At 70.8% G+C, this 18,384-nt stretch carries 17 protein-coding genes; 15 read left to right on the top strand and 2 right to left on the bottom strand.

The genetic code is table 11. The features are described 5' to 3' along the window. Positions 1-4 precede the first annotated feature (4 nt). The 6 genes from AC3ETA_RS10080 to AC3ETA_RS10055 all read left to right on the top strand — a co-directional run bounded on the left by AC3ETA_RS10080 (position 5) and on the right by AC3ETA_RS10055 (position 7,060). Positions 5-2,437, top strand: a complete 2,433-nt coding sequence (locus tag AC3ETA_RS10080) for a thioester reductase domain-containing protein (protein ID WP_432192470.1) — start codon at positions 5-7, stop codon at positions 2,435-2,437. Continuing rightward, positions 2,434-3,573, top strand: coding sequence for an alpha/beta hydrolase (locus tag AC3ETA_RS10075; RefSeq protein ID WP_432192469.1), 1,140 nt, complete (start codon positions 2,434-2,436; stop codon positions 3,571-3,573). Before AC3ETA_RS10080 ends, AC3ETA_RS10075 begins: the two co-directional genes overlap by 4 nt. 64 nt (positions 3,574-3,637) lie before the next feature. Further along, positions 3,638-4,417, top strand: coding sequence for an alpha/beta fold hydrolase (locus tag AC3ETA_RS10070; RefSeq protein WP_432192468.1), 780 nt, complete (start codon positions 3,638-3,640; stop codon positions 4,415-4,417). An 80-nt stretch (positions 4,418-4,497) separates the two neighbouring features. After that, complete coding sequence (locus AC3ETA_RS10065; RefSeq protein WP_432192524.1) at positions 4,498-4,860, top strand: ArsR/SmtB family transcription factor; 363 nt, start codon at positions 4,498-4,500, stop codon at positions 4,858-4,860. Then, positions 4,853-5,512, top strand: coding sequence for an SRPBCC family protein (locus AC3ETA_RS10060; protein WP_432192467.1), 660 nt, complete (start codon positions 4,853-4,855; stop codon positions 5,510-5,512). The genes AC3ETA_RS10065 and AC3ETA_RS10060 overlap by 8 nt, the downstream gene beginning before the upstream one ends. Before the next feature lie 165 nt (positions 5,513-5,677). Further along, on the top strand, positions 5,678-7,060 hold the full coding sequence (locus AC3ETA_RS10055; protein WP_432192466.1) for a glycoside hydrolase family 10 protein: 1,383 nt from the start codon (positions 5,678-5,680) through the stop codon (positions 7,058-7,060). Positions 7,061-7,116: 56 nt separating this feature from the next. Here the strand turns inward: AC3ETA_RS10055 and AC3ETA_RS10050 are convergent, their stop codons facing one another. Further along, positions 7,117-7,815: a lipoprotein gene (locus AC3ETA_RS10050; protein WP_432192465.1), complete on the bottom strand. Its 699-nt coding sequence runs from the start codon at positions 7,813-7,815 to the stop codon at positions 7,117-7,119. 89 nt (positions 7,816-7,904) lie between these two features. On the opposite strand from AC3ETA_RS10050, the gene AC3ETA_RS10045 reads away from it, so the two are divergent. The 3 genes from AC3ETA_RS10045 to AC3ETA_RS10035 all read left to right on the top strand — a co-directional run bounded on the left by AC3ETA_RS10045 (position 7,905) and on the right by AC3ETA_RS10035 (position 9,704). Then, a complete protein-coding gene (locus tag AC3ETA_RS10045) occupies positions 7,905-8,294 on the top strand; it encodes a maleylpyruvate isomerase N-terminal domain-containing protein (RefSeq protein WP_432192464.1) in 390 nt (129 codons plus the stop codon). Next, positions 8,291-8,701 (top strand): hypothetical protein, encoded by a 411-nt coding sequence (locus AC3ETA_RS10040; RefSeq protein WP_432192463.1) that lies wholly within the window; start codon positions 8,291-8,293, stop codon positions 8,699-8,701. The genes AC3ETA_RS10045 and AC3ETA_RS10040 overlap by 4 nt, the downstream gene beginning before the upstream one ends. A gap of 355 nt (positions 8,702-9,056) precedes the next feature. Beyond that, on the top strand, positions 9,057-9,704 hold the full coding sequence (locus AC3ETA_RS10035; RefSeq protein WP_432192462.1) for a class I SAM-dependent methyltransferase: 648 nt from the start codon (positions 9,057-9,059) through the stop codon (positions 9,702-9,704). A gap of 77 nt (positions 9,705-9,781) precedes the next feature. Here AC3ETA_RS10035 and AC3ETA_RS10030 read toward each other — a convergent pair whose 3' ends face one another. Further along, positions 9,782-10,729 (bottom strand): methionyl-tRNA formyltransferase, encoded by a 948-nt coding sequence (locus tag AC3ETA_RS10030; RefSeq protein ID WP_432192461.1) that lies wholly within the window; start codon positions 10,727-10,729, stop codon positions 9,782-9,784. A gap of 237 nt (positions 10,730-10,966) precedes the next feature. Between AC3ETA_RS10030 and AC3ETA_RS10025 the strand changes: the two genes are divergently transcribed. The 6 genes from AC3ETA_RS10025 (at position 10,967) to AC3ETA_RS10000 (ending at position 18,373) form a co-directional block, all read left to right on the top strand. Beyond that, a complete protein-coding gene (locus AC3ETA_RS10025) occupies positions 10,967-12,322 on the top strand; it encodes a lysine N(6)-hydroxylase/L-ornithine N(5)-oxygenase family protein (protein WP_432192460.1) in 1,356 nt (451 codons plus the stop codon). Between the two features lie 30 nt (positions 12,323-12,352). Further along, positions 12,353-13,411: a FecCD family ABC transporter permease gene (locus tag AC3ETA_RS10020; RefSeq protein ID WP_432192523.1), complete on the top strand. Its 1,059-nt coding sequence runs from the start codon at positions 12,353-12,355 to the stop codon at positions 13,409-13,411. An 86-nt stretch (positions 13,412-13,497) separates the two neighbouring features. Next, the gene (locus tag AC3ETA_RS10015) at positions 13,498-14,547 is read left to right on the top strand and encodes a FecCD family ABC transporter permease (protein WP_432192459.1); all 1,050 of its coding nucleotides are present in this window, start codon (positions 13,498-13,500) and stop codon (positions 14,545-14,547) included. Positions 14,548-14,572: 25 nt separating this feature from the next. After that, the gene (locus AC3ETA_RS10010) at positions 14,573-15,412 is read left to right on the top strand and encodes an ABC transporter ATP-binding protein (protein WP_432192458.1); all 840 of its coding nucleotides are present in this window, start codon (positions 14,573-14,575) and stop codon (positions 15,410-15,412) included. 112 nt (positions 15,413-15,524) lie between these two features. Further along, a complete protein-coding gene (locus AC3ETA_RS10005; protein ID WP_432192457.1) occupies positions 15,525-16,589 on the top strand; it encodes an iron-siderophore ABC transporter substrate-binding protein in 1,065 nt (354 codons plus the stop codon). Beyond that, on the top strand, positions 16,586-18,373 hold the full coding sequence (locus tag AC3ETA_RS10000) for an ABC transporter ATP-binding protein (protein WP_432192456.1): 1,788 nt from the start codon (positions 16,586-16,588) through the stop codon (positions 18,371-18,373). Before AC3ETA_RS10005 ends, AC3ETA_RS10000 begins: the two co-directional genes overlap by 4 nt. Positions 18,374-18,384: the final 11 nt, after the last annotated feature.

Genomic DNA, 18,384 nt, shown 5'->3' with positions numbered 1-18,384 from the left:
TCTCATGCGTGAGGTGAACGAGAACGCGTCGGCGACCGCCGACCAGCGGGCGACCGCGGAGGCGATCGAACGGGGCGGCATCGGTCTGACGGTGTCCGACCTGCTGGCGAGGGTCACGGGATCCGCGGAGGCGGCGGGTTCGGAGGGCGGGGTGCGTTCGGCTGACGCTCCGGCTCGGCGGGATGAGGCGGCTCGCCGGGCCGAGCAGCCCGCGATGCCCGAAGCCTCGGCCCCTTCGACGCGCCACCAACCCCTCGCCCCGAACACGCCCGCCCCACCCCGGCCGCGCGACTTGGACGACCTCGCCGCAGCCATCGCCGCCGTGGCCGGCCGCTACGTACCCGCCGGGCAACTGGCACCGGACGCCGACTTCTTCGACGCCGGAGGCACCTCCGTGAGCGCCGTGGAGCTGGTCTCCGCGCTGGAGGACGAGCTCGGTGTGGCGGTCGACCTGGACGAGGTGTTCGCCGATGCCCGGCCGGTCGCCCTGGCCAGGCACCGGCTGTCCGGAACGGCAGCCCCGATCGCCGTACCCGAAACACCTGTTCCCGCCGTGCTGCCCGCAGCGGTCCGGCCCGCGCCGGTCGCCTCCCCGTCCGACGCCACGGCCCGCCCCGAGGACCTCAGCCAGATCCTGGCCGACCTGGCGCTCGCCGACCGCCTCCCCTTCGTCGCCTCCCCGGAGCCACTGCCGCCCAGCCGCATCCTGCTGACCGGCGCCACCGGCTTCCTCGGCAGCCATATGCTCCTGGACCTGCTGCGGCACAGCGACGCGCACGTCCACTGCCTGGTCCGGGCCGCCGACGAGGAGGCGGCCCTGGCCAGGCTCGGCGACGCGCTCAAGAGCTACGCGCTGCCGTGGTCCTCGGAGGTCCGCCGCCGTGTCACCGTGCTCCCCGGCGACATCCGCCAACCCCGCCTGGGCCTGTCCGACGAGGTCTGGAACACCCTCACCCACGAGCTCGACAGCGTCGTGTCCGTCGCCGCCGCCGTGGACTTCCTGCGGGGCTACCAGTCGCTGCGCACCAGCAACGTCCTCGGCGCCCTCACCCTGGCCGAACTCGCCGCGACCGGACGCCCCAAGCCGCTGCACCACATCTCCTCCATCGCCGTCTTCAACGAGGTCGGCATCCCCTCCATGGGCGAGGACGACCCCCTCGCCCACATCGACCGCCTCATCGCGGGCTACGACCAGACCAAGTGGGCCGCCGAGGTCGCCCTGCGCCGCGCCCGCGACCACGGTCTGATCGTCACGGCGATGCGCCCCGGCGGCATCGGCGGCCACACCGGGACCGGCGCCTACAACGCCCAGGACCTCAGCTCCGGCCTCATCTCGGCCTTCGGCCGCTTCCGCACCGTCCCCGCCTTCCGCTACCTCAACGCCGCCCCCGTCGACTGGGTCAGCCGCGTCGCGGTCGCCGTCGTGTGCGAGCCGGACGCCTGGGGCTTCGACTACAACCTCACCGGCGTCCCCAACACCCTCGACGACGTCGTACGGGACATGGCGTTCGGCGGCATGCACGTCCGCGTCCAGGACTGGGACGAGTGGCGGGCGGACGCCCTGGCCCGCCTGGAGGCCGACCCGGTCCCCGAACTGACCTTCCTCAGCCGTGTGCTGCAGAGCCCCACCGCGCTGAAGCTGTGCGAGGCCACCCTCAAGGGCCCGGCCGCCGTCGCCGACCGCACGGACGCCCTCGTCGAGGCCCTCGGTCTGCCGCCGGCCGTCCGCTACGACGCCCGCGCCCAGCTGAAGACGTTCGAGCGGCTCGCCGACGACGGCCTGGCCCGCCTCCCGCACAAGGACGACCAGCCCTACCTGTGGTTCACCGAGACCACCCGGGGCGGCGTCGGCCCGGTCGACGGCAGCCCCGACACCCCCTGCTCGATGTCCCTCACCCTCTCCATCGCGAGCATGCACCAGCTGGTGACGGACCGCCGCGTCGACGTGCGCGGCGAGGTCACCTGCCCGGCCCTGCACCCCGAGCCGCTGACCGTGGCACGCGGCGACATCTGGATCCGCCCCGAGGAGGGCATCCCGCAGCGCCACGGCCTGCGCCACCAACTCCTGCGCTACCGCCTGGAGTTGACGGACGCCGACGGCGGCCGCTGGTGGCTGGAGGGCCACAAGTACGCGCGGGCCCGCCGCGACGTCTGGCGTCAGACCCGTGCCCTGACCGTGGAACTCGGCCGCGAGGGCGAACCGGCGAGCCTGGCGGGAGAGGTCGTCGTCCCCGCGGATTCCTACGTACGGGACCAGATCGACGGCATCAAGGTCGACCCGCGCCTGACCAGTCAGGAGAAGCGCGCCGCCAAGCTCACCTGGCTCGCCTGGTTCGGCCTGGAGATGGGCCGCGGACTGGTCGGTCCCTTCGCCCGTGCCGCCGCCGACCTGCTCGACCTGCGCCGCACCCAGACCCCCTCGGAGCAGCACCGATGATCTTCCGTACGACGAACACCAGGGTCACCCGGCCCGCCCTGCGCAAGGTCAGGTCCACCACCGCCCTGCGCCCGCTGCGCCACCGTCTCGACCCGGCGAAGGTCGAGGAGATCCCGTTCCGCGCGAGCGACGGCGTGCGTCTCGGCCTGACCCGCGTCGACCCCGGCGAGCGCGACCGCCCCGCCGTCCTGCTCCTGCACGGGCACACCGCCTCGGCCGACATGTTCCTGCTGCCCGAGACCCGCAACCTGGTCGACGTCCTCCTCGACGACGGCTACGAACCCTGGCTGCTCGACTGGCGCGGCAGCTGCCGGCTTCCGTACAACGAGACCGGCGGCCGCTACACCTACGACGACGTCGCCCTCTACGACATCCCCGAGGCCGTCGCCCACATCCGCACCCGTATCGGCGACCGCCCCCTGTTCGTGGTCGCCCACTGCATCGGCTCCCTCACGCTCTCCCTGAGCATGACGGCGGGCCTGGTGCCCGGCCTCGCGGGCGTGGTCTCCCAGGGCGTCTTCCTCACCCCGAAGCTCGCGGGCCGCACCTCGTTGAGCATGACCCTGGCCGGGGAACTGCTGAAGTCCCGCATCGACCACATCCCCGTCGACTTCCGCAAGGTCGGCCTGTGGTCGAAGTACACCCCGCTGTTCGCGCTGGCCTCCCGCAGGGCGAGCTGCCCGGACCCGACTTGCCAGATCCTGCACAACTCGGCCTGGGGAACCGGCGCCTCCCTCTTCGTCCACGAGCACCTGACCGACACCACCCACGGCAGGCTCGCCGAACTCCTCGGCCCCGCCCCGCTGTGGATCCTGCCGCACCTGCGCCGCATCGAACTGGCCCGCACCGTCGTCCGCTGGCACGACACCGACCACCGCTACCGGGCGCTGCCGCAGAACGCCCTCGACGCGGCCTCCCGTATCGACACCCCCGTGCTGCTCCTGGCCGGCAGCGAGAACGGCCTCTGGCTCGACTCCCAGAAGCTGTGCCACGACGTCCTCGCCCGCCGCCGGCCCCAGCTCGACGTGACGTACACCGAGATCCCCGGCTACGGCCACCTGGACACGTTCCTCGGCAGGGGAGCGGCCCTCGACGTGTTCGGTCACATCCTCGATTTCCTGGGCGAACGGCGATGACGGCGGCCCGGTCGGCCGGATACCGTACCGGTCAGTAACCAGGACGCATTCCAGGAGGCCGCCCATGCCGCAGCTCGAAGTCGACGGCGCGACGCTGACGTACGACGACGAGGGCCCCCGCGACGGCGTGGGTGTGCCCCTGGTGTTCGTCCACGGCTGGACGGCCAACCGGCACCGCTGGGACCACCAGATGACCCACTTCGCCGAGAAGCGGCGGGTCGTCCGGCTCGACCTGCGCGGGCACGGCGAGAGCACCGGCGCGGGAGCGCGCAGGGTCGACGACCTGGCCCGGGACGTCCTCGCCCTCCTCGACCACCTGAAGATCGAGCGGTTCGCGATCGTCGGGCACTCGATGGGCGGCATGATCGCCCAGACCATCGCGCTCGCCCACCCCGAGCGGGTCGAGCGCATGGTGCTGGTGAACTCCATAGGGAAGATGGCCTACAACCGCGGCCGCGCCCTGCTGATGGCCGCCTCGACGCTCCTCCCCTTCAAGCTGTTCGTCGCCGGCAACGTCCAGCGTGCCTTCGCCCCCGGCTACCCGCGCGAGGAGATCCGCGAGTACGTCCGCGCCTCCGCCGACACGCCCCGCGAGGTCGTCATGACGCTCTACGGAGCCATGCGCGCCTTCGACGTGCTGGACAAGGCCGGGGAGATACAGGTGCCGACCCTCATGGTGCACGGCTACCACGACATCCAGCTGCCCCTCGCCCAGATGCTGCGGATGGCCAAGGCCTACCCGGACGCGGTCGTCCGCGTCCTGGACGCCGGTCACGAACTGCCCGTGGAGAAGCCCGCCGAACTGACGACGGCACTCGACCGCTTCCTCACCGAGCCCGCGTAGGCGGCGGGCCGGGCCGATCGGGCCCGGCCCGCTCATGCGCCTTATTTAAGTGTTGCCTTATATAAGTGGAGGCTGGCATAGTGAGGGCCGTGCACGCTTTCGATGTGCTGGGTGATCCGGTACGGCGCCGGATATTGGAACTGCTCGCCTCGGGTGAGCAGGCATCGGGCGACATCGGTGCCGTGATCCAGGACGAGTTCGGGATCTCTCAGCCCGCCGTGTCGCAACACCTGAAGGTGCTGCGCGAGAGCGGCTTCGCTTCCGTGCGGGCGGAGGGCACGCGGCGGCTGTACGCCGTCGACGCCGAGCCGCTGCGGGAGGTGGACGCGTGGCTGGAGAGATTCCGCGGCTTCTGGGAGCAGCGGCTCGACGCCCTCGGGACGGAACTCGCGCGAGGCAAGCGCGAACGCAGAGTGAGAAGGGAAGCGAACGAGGATGAGTGAGATCGTCGACGAGCTGAACCGCCTCCACCGGAAGGTCGGGGTGCGGCAGGTCGATGCGGGCGAGGCCCGCACGGTGCTGCTGCGGCGTACCTACGACGCCGAGATCGCCGACGTGTGGGACGCGGTGACCTCGCCGGAGCGGATCAGTCGCTGGTTCCTGCCCGTCAGCGGCGAGTTCAAGGTCGGCGGTCGCTATCAGCTGGAGGGCAATGCCGGTGGCGAGATCCTCGAGTGCCAGGAGCCGGACCGGCTGCGGGTGAGCTGGCTGTACGGGCCCGACCCGGGGTTCAGCGAGGTCGAGGTGCGCCTCACGCCCGACGGCGACGAGCGGACGGTGCTGGAGCTGGAGCATGTGGCCGTGGTGCCCGAGGGCTTCTGGGGGCAGTTCGGCCCGGGCGCGGTCGGCGTCGGCTGGGACCTCGGGCTCCTGGGGCTCGCCATGCACCTCGCCGGCGGCGGGATGAGCAAGGAGGAGAGCGAGGCCTGGCAGGTCTCGGACGAGGGGAAGGCGTACGCGACGCGCTCGGGCGAGCTGTGGGGCGAGGCCTACGCGGCCTCGGGCGAGGACGAGCGGACGGTGGCGTCGACCACCGCGGCGACGATCGCCTTCTACACGGGAGCGGCCCCCGAGGGTGGCGGCGATCAGTCGTAGATGTCATCGAAACTTTCGAACCCTCTGGCGGCTCCCGAGGCAGGCTTTCTTGAGCCAATCGTGCTGTGCAGAGGTGGCGTCTGTTGACGATGGAGACAGGCGCTTCTAGGGTCTGCCCCGAAATTCGGAAATGACTCCGAAACTTTCGACCGAGAAGGGGACGAGATGGTGACCCGCACATCCATCGATCCGCCTCCCGAGCGCCGGCCCCGGCGCTCGCGCGTCCGCACCGCACTGGCCCTCGGCCTGGCCGGCCTGCTCGGCGCGGCCGGCGCAGGCGCCCTCACCGGCACCGCGCAGGCCGCGAGCACCCTGGGCGCGGCGGCAGCCGAGAAGGGCCGCTACTTCGGCGCCGCCGTCGCCGCGAACCACCTGGGGGAGAGCGCCTACGTCTCGACGCTCAACACCGAGTTCAGCTCGGTGACCCCGGAGAACGAGATGAAGTGGGACGCCACCGAGCCCACCCGCGGCACCTTCACCTTCGGCTCCGCCGACCAGGTCGTGAACCATGCCCAGAGCCGGGGCATGAAGGTCCGCGGCCACACCCTGGTCTGGCACTCCCAGTTACCGGGCTGGGTCGTGGGACTCGGCACCGCCGACCTCAGATCGGCGATGAACAACCACATCACCCAGGTCATGCAGCACTACAAGGGCAAGATCCACTCCTGGGACGTCGTCAACGAGGCCTTCCAGGACGGCAGCAGCGGTGCGCGGCGCAGCTCGCCCTTCCAGGACAAGCTCGGCAACGGCTTCATCGAGGAGGCGTTCCGCACCGCCCGGGCCGCCGACCCGGCAGCCAAGCTCTGCTACAACGACTACAACACCGACGGCGTCAACGCGAAGAGCAATGCCGTCTACAACCTGGTCAGGGACTTCAAGTCCCGTGGCGTGCCGATCGACTGCGTGGGCTTCCAGTCCCACTTCAACAGCGCCTCTCCGGTTCCCTCCGACTACCAGGCCAACCTCCAGCGCTTCGCCGACCTCGGCGTGGACGTGCAGATCACCGAGCTGGACATCGAGGGCTCGGGCACCGCACAGGCGGGCAGCTACACCCATGTGGTCCGCGCCTGCCTGGCCGTCTCGCGCTGCACCGGCATCACCGTCTGGGGCGTGACCGACAAGTACTCCTGGCGCGCGAGCGGAACGCCCCTGCTGTTCGACGGCAACTACGCCAAGAAGCCCGCGTACACCGCGGCCCTGACCGCTCTCGGCGGCTCCTCCTCCGGTGGCGGCACACCCGGCGCCGCCTGCACGGCGACCTACAGCAAGGCCGAGGAGTGGAGTGACCGCTTCAACGGCAAGGTCACCATCACCGCGGGGAGTTCGGCCATCAGCGGCTGGAGCGTGAACGTCACGGTGACCTCCCCGCAGAAGGTCTCCGCGACCTGGAACGGCACGCCCGGCTGGGACAGCAGCGGCAACGTCATGACGATGAAGCCGAACGGCAACGGCAGCCTGGCCGCCGGAGCGTCCACCAGCTTCGGCTTCACCGTCATGAAGAACGGCAACAGCGCGGCCCCGGTGATCGGCTCCTGCACGGCGTCCTGACCGGCACCGGGTGGTTCGGGTCCGGCGCGGGTGCCCGCGCCGGACGGCCGGTTCGCTCAGCCGACGCGCAGGGTCCGCTTGGCGAGTTCGTACGCCGGCAGCATCGCCCGGTGTTCGTCGGTGTCCATCCCGCCGAGGTGAATGACGACGGGTCCTCGCTTCGTGGTCACGGCCACCGCGGACTCCTCCTTCGTCTCCTCCAGCAGCTCGCTCGTGACGAGGTACTTCACCTCCGCACCGGACAGGCCGCCCGCCTCGAACGTGCTGTACTTCGCCTTGCTCGCGCCGTTCTCCGCCGCCACGAACTCCTTGAGGACGGCGCGTGCGTCGTCGTCACCTGGCTTGCCGGTCCAGACGCGCAGGAAGCCGATGTTCCCCGCCGGCTTGGCGTCGACCTCGCAGGCTGCCGTGACCGGGCCCTGGTGCAGGAGCGCGTCGGCGAGCTCCCGGGCCAGCTCGCTGTCGGGCTCGGCCGAGCCGTCGCCGCCGTCGGTCCCGGCGTCGATGGCCTCGGCCTCCCAGTCCTTCGCGATGTCGAAGGTGACGGGCAGCGGGCACGCCGACCCGGCCGCGCCGATCGTGCCCCCGCTCTTCACCGCCGTACCGCTCGCGTCCGCCCCCGCGTCGGCCGGCGCCGAAGCGCCCGCCGACGTCCGTGCGTCGTCCTCCGCCGCCCCCGAACAGCCCGTCAGTACTCCGGCCAGCAAAGCCACCTGGGCCAGCCGACGTCGTACAGGTCCCGCCCCCACCAGCATCTTTCTCGCTCCCCTCCCGATCTTGCTCAGGCGGAACACAGTATCCGAGACCACCGACAGGGCCGGTTGTGGCCCTGCGGCATCATGAGGTGACGACCTCGCTGACCTTCGAGCGCCACTGCGACGAGATCATGTCCCAGACCGAACGGCTCACGGCGCATGTGCACGGCACGGATCTGACCGCCCCGGTCGTCACCTGTCCCGGCTGGAACCTGGGGCAGCTGCTGCGGCACGTGGGCGGCGACCATCGCTGGGCGGAGGAGATCGTGCGGACCCGTGCCACCGGTCCGGTCCCCGACGACCTGGTCAACGACCTCGGCGCGGACACGGACGAGGAGGCCGCCGTCCTGGTCCCGTGGCTCACCGAGGGCGCGCAACGCCTCAGCGCCACGCTGCGCGCCGCCGGCCCCGACGCCCTGGCGTGTGGAACCCCTCGGCGGACCGGCCGGCGCCGGTGGCGTTCTGGGCGCGGCGCATGACGTACGAGACCGTCGTGCACCGGGCCGACGCGGCCCTGGCTGCGGGTGCCCGGTTCGGGCTGGACGGCGAACTCGCCGTCGAGGCGGTGGAGGAGTGGCTGGAGTACGCCACCTTCCCCGAGGCGTTCGAGCCCCGGCCGGACCTGCCCGACCTGCTCGGCCCCGGCCGTACCCTCCACTTCGACGCGACCGACGCCGGCGAATGGGTCGTCGACCTCACCGGCGCGCGGCCCGCCTGGCGCGCCGGCGCCGACGGGGCGGCCGCGACGGCGCGCGGCCCGGTGGTCGACCTGCTCCTGTACTTCTACAAGCGGCCCGCGCCCGACGTGGAGACAAAGGGCGACACCGCGCTGCTCGACCTCTGGCGGACCCGTGCGGGCTTCTGGCTGGAGGCGCCGGAAGAGTGAGCCGCCGGTGGCCCGCTCGGCCTCGGCCTCGGCGTCGGCGCCGTCGCCGTTGCCGTCGCCGGAGAGGAAGACGGTGCTCGGGCCGTCCAGGCTGCCGGGGGCGATCATGACGGTGGAGTCCATCGTGCACAGCGCCTTGACGACGGGGTCCAGGGAAGGACGACGGGGTCCAGGGCAGGCGCCCAGGCGGTTCGGCACCAAGGTCGTGGTCCCGAGGCCCCGGTCGCCGGCGGTTTGCCGAACCGGCAAGACCGTTTGTCGGTTGCCGCGGCGTCCCGCAGGCTTCTTCGCAGCGGACCCGACGGAACCCGCGCCCGTCCGGTCCCGCCGTGACATCCGCGCACCGGGAGGCGACATGACCGAGACCCACCCCCTGAAGGCCGCCGAGTTCTGGGAGGCCCGCTACCGCGACGGCGGCCGGCTGTGGAGCGGCCGCCCCAACAAGCTGCTCGTCCGTGAAGCCTCCGACCTCGCCCCGGGCAGCGCCCTCGACCTCGGCTGCGGTGAAGGGGCCGACGCGGTGTGGCTCGCCTCGCGCGGCTGGCGGGTCACCGGCGTCGACATCTCCCGCACGGCCCTGGAGCGGGCCGCCGGGCACGCCGTCGAGGCCGGGGTGGGCGACCGCGCCGTCTGGGAACGCCATGTGCTGGGCGAGACGTTCCCCGAAGGCGCCTTCGACCTGGTGAACGCGCAGTTCCTCCAGTCGCCCGTCGAGTTCGACCAGCGGAGCGTCCTGCGGCAGGCGGCGCGAGCCGTCGCACCGGGCGGCACCCTGCTGATCGTCATGCACGCCGGCTGGCCGTCCTGGCAGAGCGAGCCGCCCTTCGAGGCACAGTTCCCGACCCTGGACGGCGTCCTCGGCGAACTCGCCCTGCCGGAGACCGACTGGACCGTGGAGACGGTGGAGGCGGTGCGCAGTGTGAGCGTGTCGCCCGAGGGTGTTGAGGGCTTCCGGGACGACAACGTCTGGCGCGCGCGGAGGGCTCACGCCGCCCGCACCTGAGGGCCGGCCCATGACGCGGACGGGTGCCGCCGCGCGGACCGGGATCCACGCGGCGGCGGTTCTGTGAGGAGGCCGGATCAGGGGCGACTCGTCAGGTAGCCGCCCATGGTGGTGAAGTACTCGGTCGCACCCCACTCCCGGCCGTCCTCGGTGCGGACACGCGTGATCGCCAGACCGTGGTTGCGGCCGGTACGGGCGTCGGCGCCGGCGACGATCACCACACCGTCGCCCTCGCGATAGAAGATGCGGCCGGGCGTGCCGCCGTAGCGGCCCTGGGAGACCTCGGCCGCCAGCACTTCGAGCCGCCTGCCCCTGTGGAAGGTGAAGGAGCTCGGGTACGGCTCGGACTGGGCGCGGACCAGGCGCTGGAGGTCCGCCGCCGGCCAGGTCCAGTCGATGCGGCTGTCCTCGATGGACCGCTTGTGGAAGAAGCTGGCCTGGGACCGGTCCTGCTCGGTGAACTCCGTCTGCCCCGCCGCGATGAGGCCGAGCGCGCCGATGGTGACCGGGGCGATGAGATCGACGGTCTTGTGGAACAGGTCGGTGGCGGTGTCCGTCGGGCCGACCGGCACGGCCTCCTGCCGGACGATGTCGCCCGCGTCGAGCTCGTCGTTCATCATGTGCGCGGTGACACCCACTTCGGGTTCGCCGTTGATCAGGGCCCAGATCAGGGGGGAGAAACCGGCGTACTTCGGCAGCAGCGAGTCGTGCACGTTCAACGTGCCGTGGCGCGGGAGGTCGAAGATGCGCGGCGGGATCCAGGTCCGCCAGTTGTTGGCCACGATGATGTCCGGATCGGCCTCCTTGAGGCGATCGAACAGCTCGTCGTCGTCAGGGCGGTTGCGGATCACCACCGGGACACGGTGCTCCTCGGCGAGGTCGGCGACGGAGTCGCTCCAGATCTTCTCGTAGGCGTGCTCGCTCCTGGGGTGTGTGACGACCAGGACCACGTCGTGTTCGGAGTCCAGGAGGGCTTGAAGGGTGCGATGCCCCCACGTCTGGTAGCCGAACATGACGACCCGCATGGGCTTCCTCCTCAGAGCAGGGACTGACCGAGAGAAGTAAAGCAAGGCTTGCCTTAGTGCACAACGGGCCTGGCTGGGCTCTCAGTTGAGACGAATATCGTCCGCACCGGGCCTATCGACAGCTCCACAGGATTAGCTTAGGCTCACCTAAGTTCCCGGTTCGCCGCTCTGTCAGCGTGCCCGCTCCTCGTACTTTCCCGCGCCTGACAGGCGACTGCCCCGCACGATGGGAGAGACATGTCACGGGTTCTTCCTGGTGACGCAACATCGGTTCACGACCTCATTGGCATCGGCTTCGGACCGTCCAATGTCGCCATGGCGATCGCGCTCAGCGAGCACAACGCACAGGCCGCGCAGCACGAGGTGATCACGGCTCGGTTCTTCGAGCAGCAGCCCTCCTTCGGCTGGCACCGCGGCATGCTCATCGACGACGCGACCATGCAGGTGTCCTTTCTCAAGGACCTGGTGACGCTTCGGAACCCGGCCAGTGAGTTCAGCTTTCTCTGCTATCTGAAGAGCGAGGGACGGCTGATCGACTTCATCAACCACAAGAACCTGTTCCCGCTGCGGGTGGAGTTCCACGACTACTTCGAGTGGGCCGCGGCCAAGGTCGAGGGCATGGTCTCCTACGGCCACGAGGTCGTCGGCGTCGCGCCCGTCGTCCGTGACGGGGCCGTGGAGTACCTGGAGGTGACGGTCCGTTCGGGAGAGGGTCTCGTGGTCCACCGGGCCCGCAACCTCGTCATCGGGACCGGGCTGCGTCCGCTCATGCCGGAAGGCGTCGAGCGCGGCGACCGCGTCTGGCACAACTCCGAATTACTCGCGAGGGTCACCGAGTTGGAGGGCGCGTCACTCTCCCGCTTCATCGTCGTCGGCGCGGGGCAGAGCGCCGCGGAGAACGTCGCCTACCTGCACCGCCGCTTCCCCGAGGCCGAGATCTGCGCGGTCTTCTCCCGCTACGGCTACAGCCCCGCGGACGACAGCAGCTTCGCCAACCGGATCTTCGACCCGGCGGCGGTCGACGAGTACTTCGCGGCGCCCGAGCACGTCAAACGCCGCCTGATGGACTACCACGGCAACACGAACTACTCCGTGGTGGACATCGATCTGATCGACGACCTGTACCGGCAGATGTACCAGGAGAAGGTCCTCGGCAACGAGCGGCTCCGTTTCCTGAACGTGTCCCGCCTCACCGACGTCAAGGAGACGCCGGACAAGGTCCGCGCCACCGTGACCTCGCTCGTCACCGGCGACGAGACGCCCCTCGACGCGGACGTGGTCGTCTTCGCGACCGGCTACAGCCCCGCCGACCCCCTCGGCCTGCTCGGTGAGGTCGCCGACCACTGCCTGCGCGACGACGAGGGCCGCGTCCGCGTCGAGCGTGACTACCGCGTCGCGACCGACCTCGATCTGCGCTGCGGCATCTACCTCCAAGGCGGCACGGAGCACACCCACGGCATCACGTCGTCCTTGCTCTCCAACACCTCCATCCGGGTCGGCGAGATCCTTGACTCGCTCCTCGACCGTGGCCGCAAGTCCGCCTCCGACGAGGCCCGGGCGGTCGTGGACGGAACCGGCAGCACCGCCCGCTAGTCCGCGATCAAAGGGATGACGTACGTCCACATGGGCACGACTGCACTGGAACGCCCCGCGTCCAGGGGCACAACACAGGCCCGTCGGCGGCGGGTTGTGGGTTTGAGCACGCTGGCGGTGCTCCTCGTGATCACGGGGGCGGTGTCGCTGGCTGTCGGTGCGCGCGCGTTGAGTCCTGCCGAGGTGTGGCACGGGCTGTTCGCGGCGCCGGACTCCGACCGCCGGCTCACCGAGATCAGGCTCATCGTGCAGACCGTGCGGGTGCCCCGGACGGTGCTCGCGATCGTCGCGGGCACCGCCCTCGGCGTCGGCGGGGCGCTGATCCAGGGGTACACGCGCAACCCGATCGCCGACACGGGTCTGCTGGGGGTGAACACCGGTGCCTCGTTCGCGGTGGTGTCGGCGATCGCCCTGTTCGGGTTCGACGACCCGTTCCAGTACGTCTGGTTCGCCTTCCTCGGGGCGGCGGCCGCCGGTGTCGTCGTGTTCGGGCTGGCGAGCATCGGCAGGGGTGCCGGCAATCCGTTGACCCTCGCGCTGGCCGGGCAGGGGGTCGCGGTGTTCCTCGCGGCGATGACGACCGCGGTCGCGCTGGGGGACAAGGAGTCGCTGAACGCGCTGCGGTTCTGGAACGCGGGATCCGTCGCGGGAGTCGGCTTCGACGTCATCTGGCCGGTGACCGGGTTCATCGTGGTCGGGCTGGTGCTGGCGGTCACGACGCTGCCCGCCATCAACCTCCTCAACCTGGGCGACGACGTGGCGCGGGGGCTGGGCGTGAACATCGCGCTGAGCAGGACCGTGGGGATCGCGGCCATCACCCTGCTGGCGGGCGCGGCGACGGCGGCGTGCGGCCCCATCGCGTTCCTCGGGCTCATGGTCGCCCACGTGGCCCGCTATCTGACCGGACCGGACTACCGCTGGCTGGTGCCGTACGCCGGCCTGCTCGGAGCTGTCGTCCTGCTGGTCTGCGACATCGTGGGCCGCCTGGTGGTACGACCGAGCGAGTTGGACGCGGGAGTCCTCGTCGCTCTCCTGGGCGCCCCCTTCTTCGCGGCCCTGGTGTGGCGCGGAAAGTTCAAGAGCGCATGAGCGGCAAGGACTTGAGGCCGAGCGGGCCGGGCTTGCAGCGGAACGGGGCAGAGACGCGGCCGGAGCGGGAGGACGCGAGGCCGGCGATGACGCCCGGCGTGCGCCTCGGGGCCGTGTCGTTCGTCTGGCGCCCCTGGAACGTGCTCATCACCGTGGTGCTGGCCGCCGCGACCTTCCTGGCGTTCTGCCTGTCCATCGGCATAGGGGACTTCCCCATCGGCCTGGACCAGGTGATCGCCACGCTCCTCGGCCGGGGCGAGCAGGTCGACGAGTTCGTCATCATGGACCTGCGGATGCCGCGTGCGCTGGCGGGGCTCGTCGTCGGGGTGGCGCTCGGAGTGTCCGGGGCGATCACTCAGTCCGTCGCCCGCAACCCGCTGGCCAGTCCCGACATCCTCGGCATCACCGGGGGCGCCAGCGCGGTCGCGGTGTTCCTGGTGACCGTGTCCGGTGGCACCGCCGCGGCGGTCGTCGACGCCGTGGGCCTTTCCGCGGCGGCGCTCGCGGGCGGGCTCGGCACCGGACTCCTGGTGTACTTCCTGGCCTGGCGGCGGGGGATCGACGGCTTCCGGCTCATCCTCATCGGCATCTCGGTGAGCGCGGTGACGGAGGCGATCACCACCTGGCTGCTGGTCAGGGCCGACATCAGGGACGTGGCCCGGGCCCAGGCGTGGTTGGTCGGTTCGCTGGACGGCCGGTCGTGGGACGAGGTCGGGGTGGCGATCTGGGGCACGCTCTTCCTCCTGGTCGTCGTCGCCGGTGTCTCCTTCCAGTTCAAACCGCTGCACCTCGGCGACGACGTCGCCGCGGGCCTGGGTGTGCGGTACACGAGGGTGCGCGCGGTGCTGTTGCTGTGCGCGGTGCTGCTGGCCGGTGTGGCGGTGAGCGCCGCGGGTCCGGTCCCGTTCGTCGCGCTGGTGGCGCCGCAGGTCGCCATGCGGCTGGTGAGATGCCCGACGCCGCCGATCGTGGCGTCCGGCGTGGTGGGCGCCCTGCTGCTGATCGGTGCGGACCTCCTCGCGCGCACGGCACTGCCGATCGGTCTCCCGGTCGGCGTGGTCACCGCCGCCATCGGCGGTCCCTTCCTTGTCCATCTGCTGGTGCGTGCCAACCTCAGACAGCCGGAGCAAGGGTGAACAAGCCTGAACGGAGGGGGACCCTGTGGGGGCTCAGCACACTGTGACCGAGGTGGCCCCGGTCGTCGACGCCTCACGGCTGGCGGCCGACGGCGTCAGCGTCGGGTACGGCGCCCGGACGGTCATCGAGGATCTGGACGTGGCGATCCCGTCCGGGGTCGTCACCACGATCATAGGGCCCAACGGCTGCGGGAAGTCGACCCTGTTGCGGACGCTGTCACGGTTGCTCAAGCCGGCCAGGGGGACGGTCGTACTGGACGGTGACGACATCGGCAGGCTCAGGACCAGGGACGTGGCGAAGAAGCTGGGCCTGCTGCCGCAGGCGCCGGTCGCGCCGGAGGGGCTGACGGTGGCCGACCTGGTCGCCAGGGGCCGCCATCCGCACCAGAGCTGGCTGCGGCAGTGGTCGTCGGACGACGCCGCCGTCGTGGAGCGGGCGCTGGCCATGACCGGGGTCTCCGACCTGGGCGACCGCCCGGTCGACTCGCTGTCCGGCGGACAGCGTCAACGCGTCTGGATCTCCATGACGTTGGCCCAGGGCACCGACCTGCTGCTGCTGGACGAACCGACCACCTATCTGGACCTGGCGCACGCGATCGACGTGCTCGACCTGGTGGACGACCTGCACGAGTCGGGGTGCACGGTGGTCATGGTGCTGCACGACCTCAACCTGGCCACGCGCTACAGCGACAACCTCGTGGTGATGAAGGAGGGTTCGATCCTGGCGCAGGGCCACCCGCGTGACGTGATCACCGCCGAACTGCTGCACGAGGCGTTCGGACTGCGCGCCATGGTGATCGACGACCCGGTGGGGGACCGGCCTCTGATCGTGCCGATCGGTCGTGCACATGTTCAACTCCCCTAGATCGCAGGGAAGTTGGAGAGGTTAGGCTAGGCTTACCTCATCCGCTCACGCTAAGGTTTGCCTGCCCTTAGACGGGGGTGCAGTGGAAAGCGCGAAAGCAAGGGGAATGCGGATGCTCCTCACCAGAACGACACGTGTGAAGCCCTGGCGGCGGCTGGCGGCCGTCCTGTCCGCCGCGACGCTCGGCGTGGGCCTCCTCGCCGGATGCGGTTCCGACTCGTCCGACTCCTCGGACAGCACGAGCGGCAAGGGCTCGACTGCCGCCGCCGGCGTATTCCCGGTCACCGTGGAGCACGCATTCGGATCCACGAAGATCACCAAGACCCCCGAACGGGTCGTCACCGTCGGCTACACCGACGACCAGACCGTCCTCGCGTTCGGCATCAAGCCCGTCGGCATGACCGACCAGTACCCGAACCCCGCGGGCCGGAGCCCCGACATCAACACCCAGTGGCCCTGGACGAAGGACAAGTGGGGCGACACCGAGCCCGAGGTCATCATGAAGAACGGTGACTCCGGCCCCAACTTCGAGAAGATCGCCGCCCTGCGCCCCGACCTGATCATCGCCGTCTACTCCGAGGTCGACCAGGCCGCCTACGACAAGCTCTCCAAGATCGCTCCGACGGTGGGCCGTACCAAGACGGAGAAGGAGCCGTTCAGCGCGCCCTGGCAGGACAACGCGCTGCAGATCTCCAAGGCCCTCGGCAAGGCGGACGAGGGCGAGAAGATGATCGCGGACGTGCAGGACCAGCTCGACGCTGCCAAGAAGGCACACCCCGAGTTCGGGAAGGAGACCGCGGTCGCGCTGTCCTGGTACGAGAACTCGGTGGCGCCGTTCACCTCCACCGACGTGCGCGGACGGCTGGTGTCGGGCATCGGCTTCAAGTACCAGACCGAGATCGACAAGGTCGCCGACGGCAGCTTCTACACCAAGCTGTCGCCGGAGCGCATCGACCTGGTCGACGTCGACCGTATCTTCGTCATCAACGACAAGGCGGACACGGAGGCGTTGAAGAAGTTCAAGCTGTTCACCAACCTCGACGCGGTGAAGAACGGCAAGGTGTCGTACCTGCTGGACAGCGAGGGTCCGGCGGTCGGCGCGGCCATCTCGCAGGGCACCCTGCTCTCCATGCCGTACGCGATCGACGAGCTCGTCAAGTCGGCCGGTCAGGTGTGAGCAGCACCGACACGCGCGTCGCCCCGGCGACCCTGCGCACGGCGACCGGACGCGAGGCCACCCGATGGGTCGTGGCGCACTGCCGCGAAGCGCCCTGGCTGACGGTCGCCACCGTGCTCACCACGGTGGCGGGGGCGGCGCTCCAAGTCCTCCCCCTGCTGCTGCTCGGCCGCGTGGTCGACGGTGTGGTCGAGGGCGAGGCGCGCTCCATCCTGGTCGGCATCGGGGCGTTGATCGTGGCCGCCGCACTGCTCGGCGCGGCGGCCACCGCGGTGTCGACGTACCTGATCGGGCGCCTGGGCGCGGACTTGCTCGCGCGGCTCCGCGAGGGCGCCGTCCGCGCGGTGCTCGGGATGCCCAGCGCACGGATCGAGCAGGTCGGCCGGGGAGACGTGCTCTCCCGGGTCGGCGACGACGTGGCCGTCATCTCCAAGGGCATCCGTACGGCCATCCCCACGGTGTTCTCGGCGGGCGTCCTCGTCGTCATCGCCACGACCGGCATGTTCGGCCTGGACTGGCGGCTCGGCCTGGCCGGAGCCGGCGCGCTGCCCGCCTACGCGCTGGCCCTGCGCTGGTACCTGCCCCGGTCCGCCCCGCTCTACCAGCAGCAGCGGGCCGCTCAGGCCGACCGTGCGCAGGCGCTCATCAGCGGTCTGAACGGCATCGACACGGTCCGGGCGTACCGTCTGGAGGGCGCCTTCCGCGAGAAGGTCACCGAGGAGTCGTGGCGGGTGCGCGACCTCGGTATCGACGTGTTCCGGTTCTTCGGCCGCTTCGTCGGCCGGGAGAACCGCGCCGAGTTCATCGGACTGACCCTGATCCTGCTCGTCGGATACGTCCTGCTGGAGACCGACGCCGCCACCCTGGGCGAGGTCTCCGCGGCCCCGCTGCTCTTCCACCGGCTGTTCGTCCCGCTCGGCGCCATCATGTTCACCTTCGACGAGGCACAGAAATCGGGCGCGAGCCTGACCCGCCTCGTCGGCGTGCTGGAGGAGCCCACGCAGGACCGGCTGGTGGGCGACACGGCCGTCGAGGCGGCCGGCGCCGGAGCGTATCCGGTGACGGTGGAGGGGCTGACGTTCCGCTATCCCGGCGGCGAGGAGCCGGTCCTGCGGGACGTGAACCTGACCATCCCGGCCGGCGGCTCGCTCGCGCTGGTGGGGGCGACAGGGGCAGGAAAGACGACCCTGGCCGCGCTGATCGCGGGCACAGGGACACCGGAGGCGGGGTCCGTGCGGATCGGCTCCACCGACCTCGCCCGACTCGACGAGGCCGGGGCGCGGGCCCTGGTGAGCATCCTGACGCAGGAGACGCACGTGTTCTCCGGGCCGCTCGCCGACGACCTGCGGCTGGCCGCGCCGGCCGCGACCGACGCCGAGCTGATGGAGGCGCTGCGCACGGTCGGCGCCGAAGAGTGGGTCGAGGCGCTGCCCGACGGAGCGCACACCCCGGTCGGCGAGGGCGGTGAGCGCCTGGACGTCACTAAGGTCGCGCAGATCGCCCTGGCCCGGCTGGTGCTCGCCGGTTCACCGGTGGTGGTGCTCGACGAGTCGACGGCGGAGGCGGGCAGCGAAGGCGCCGCCGAACTGGAGCGGGCCGTGCTGGCCGCATGCGCGGGCCGCACCACGCTGTTCGTGGCACACCGGCTGACCCAGGCGATGGCAGCCGACCGGATCGCCGTGCTGGACGCGGGACGCGTCGTGGAACAGGGCACGCACGAGGAACTGGTGGCTCTGGGCGGCCGGTACGCACGACTGTGGCGCGCCTGGCGAGAGGGCAGCTGAGCAATCCCTGA

The organism is Streptomyces sp. bgisy027, assembly GCF_057710365.1.
The sequence above is the reverse complement of the archived record's forward strand: the minus strand, read 5'-3'. Positions and strand labels throughout refer to the sequence as shown.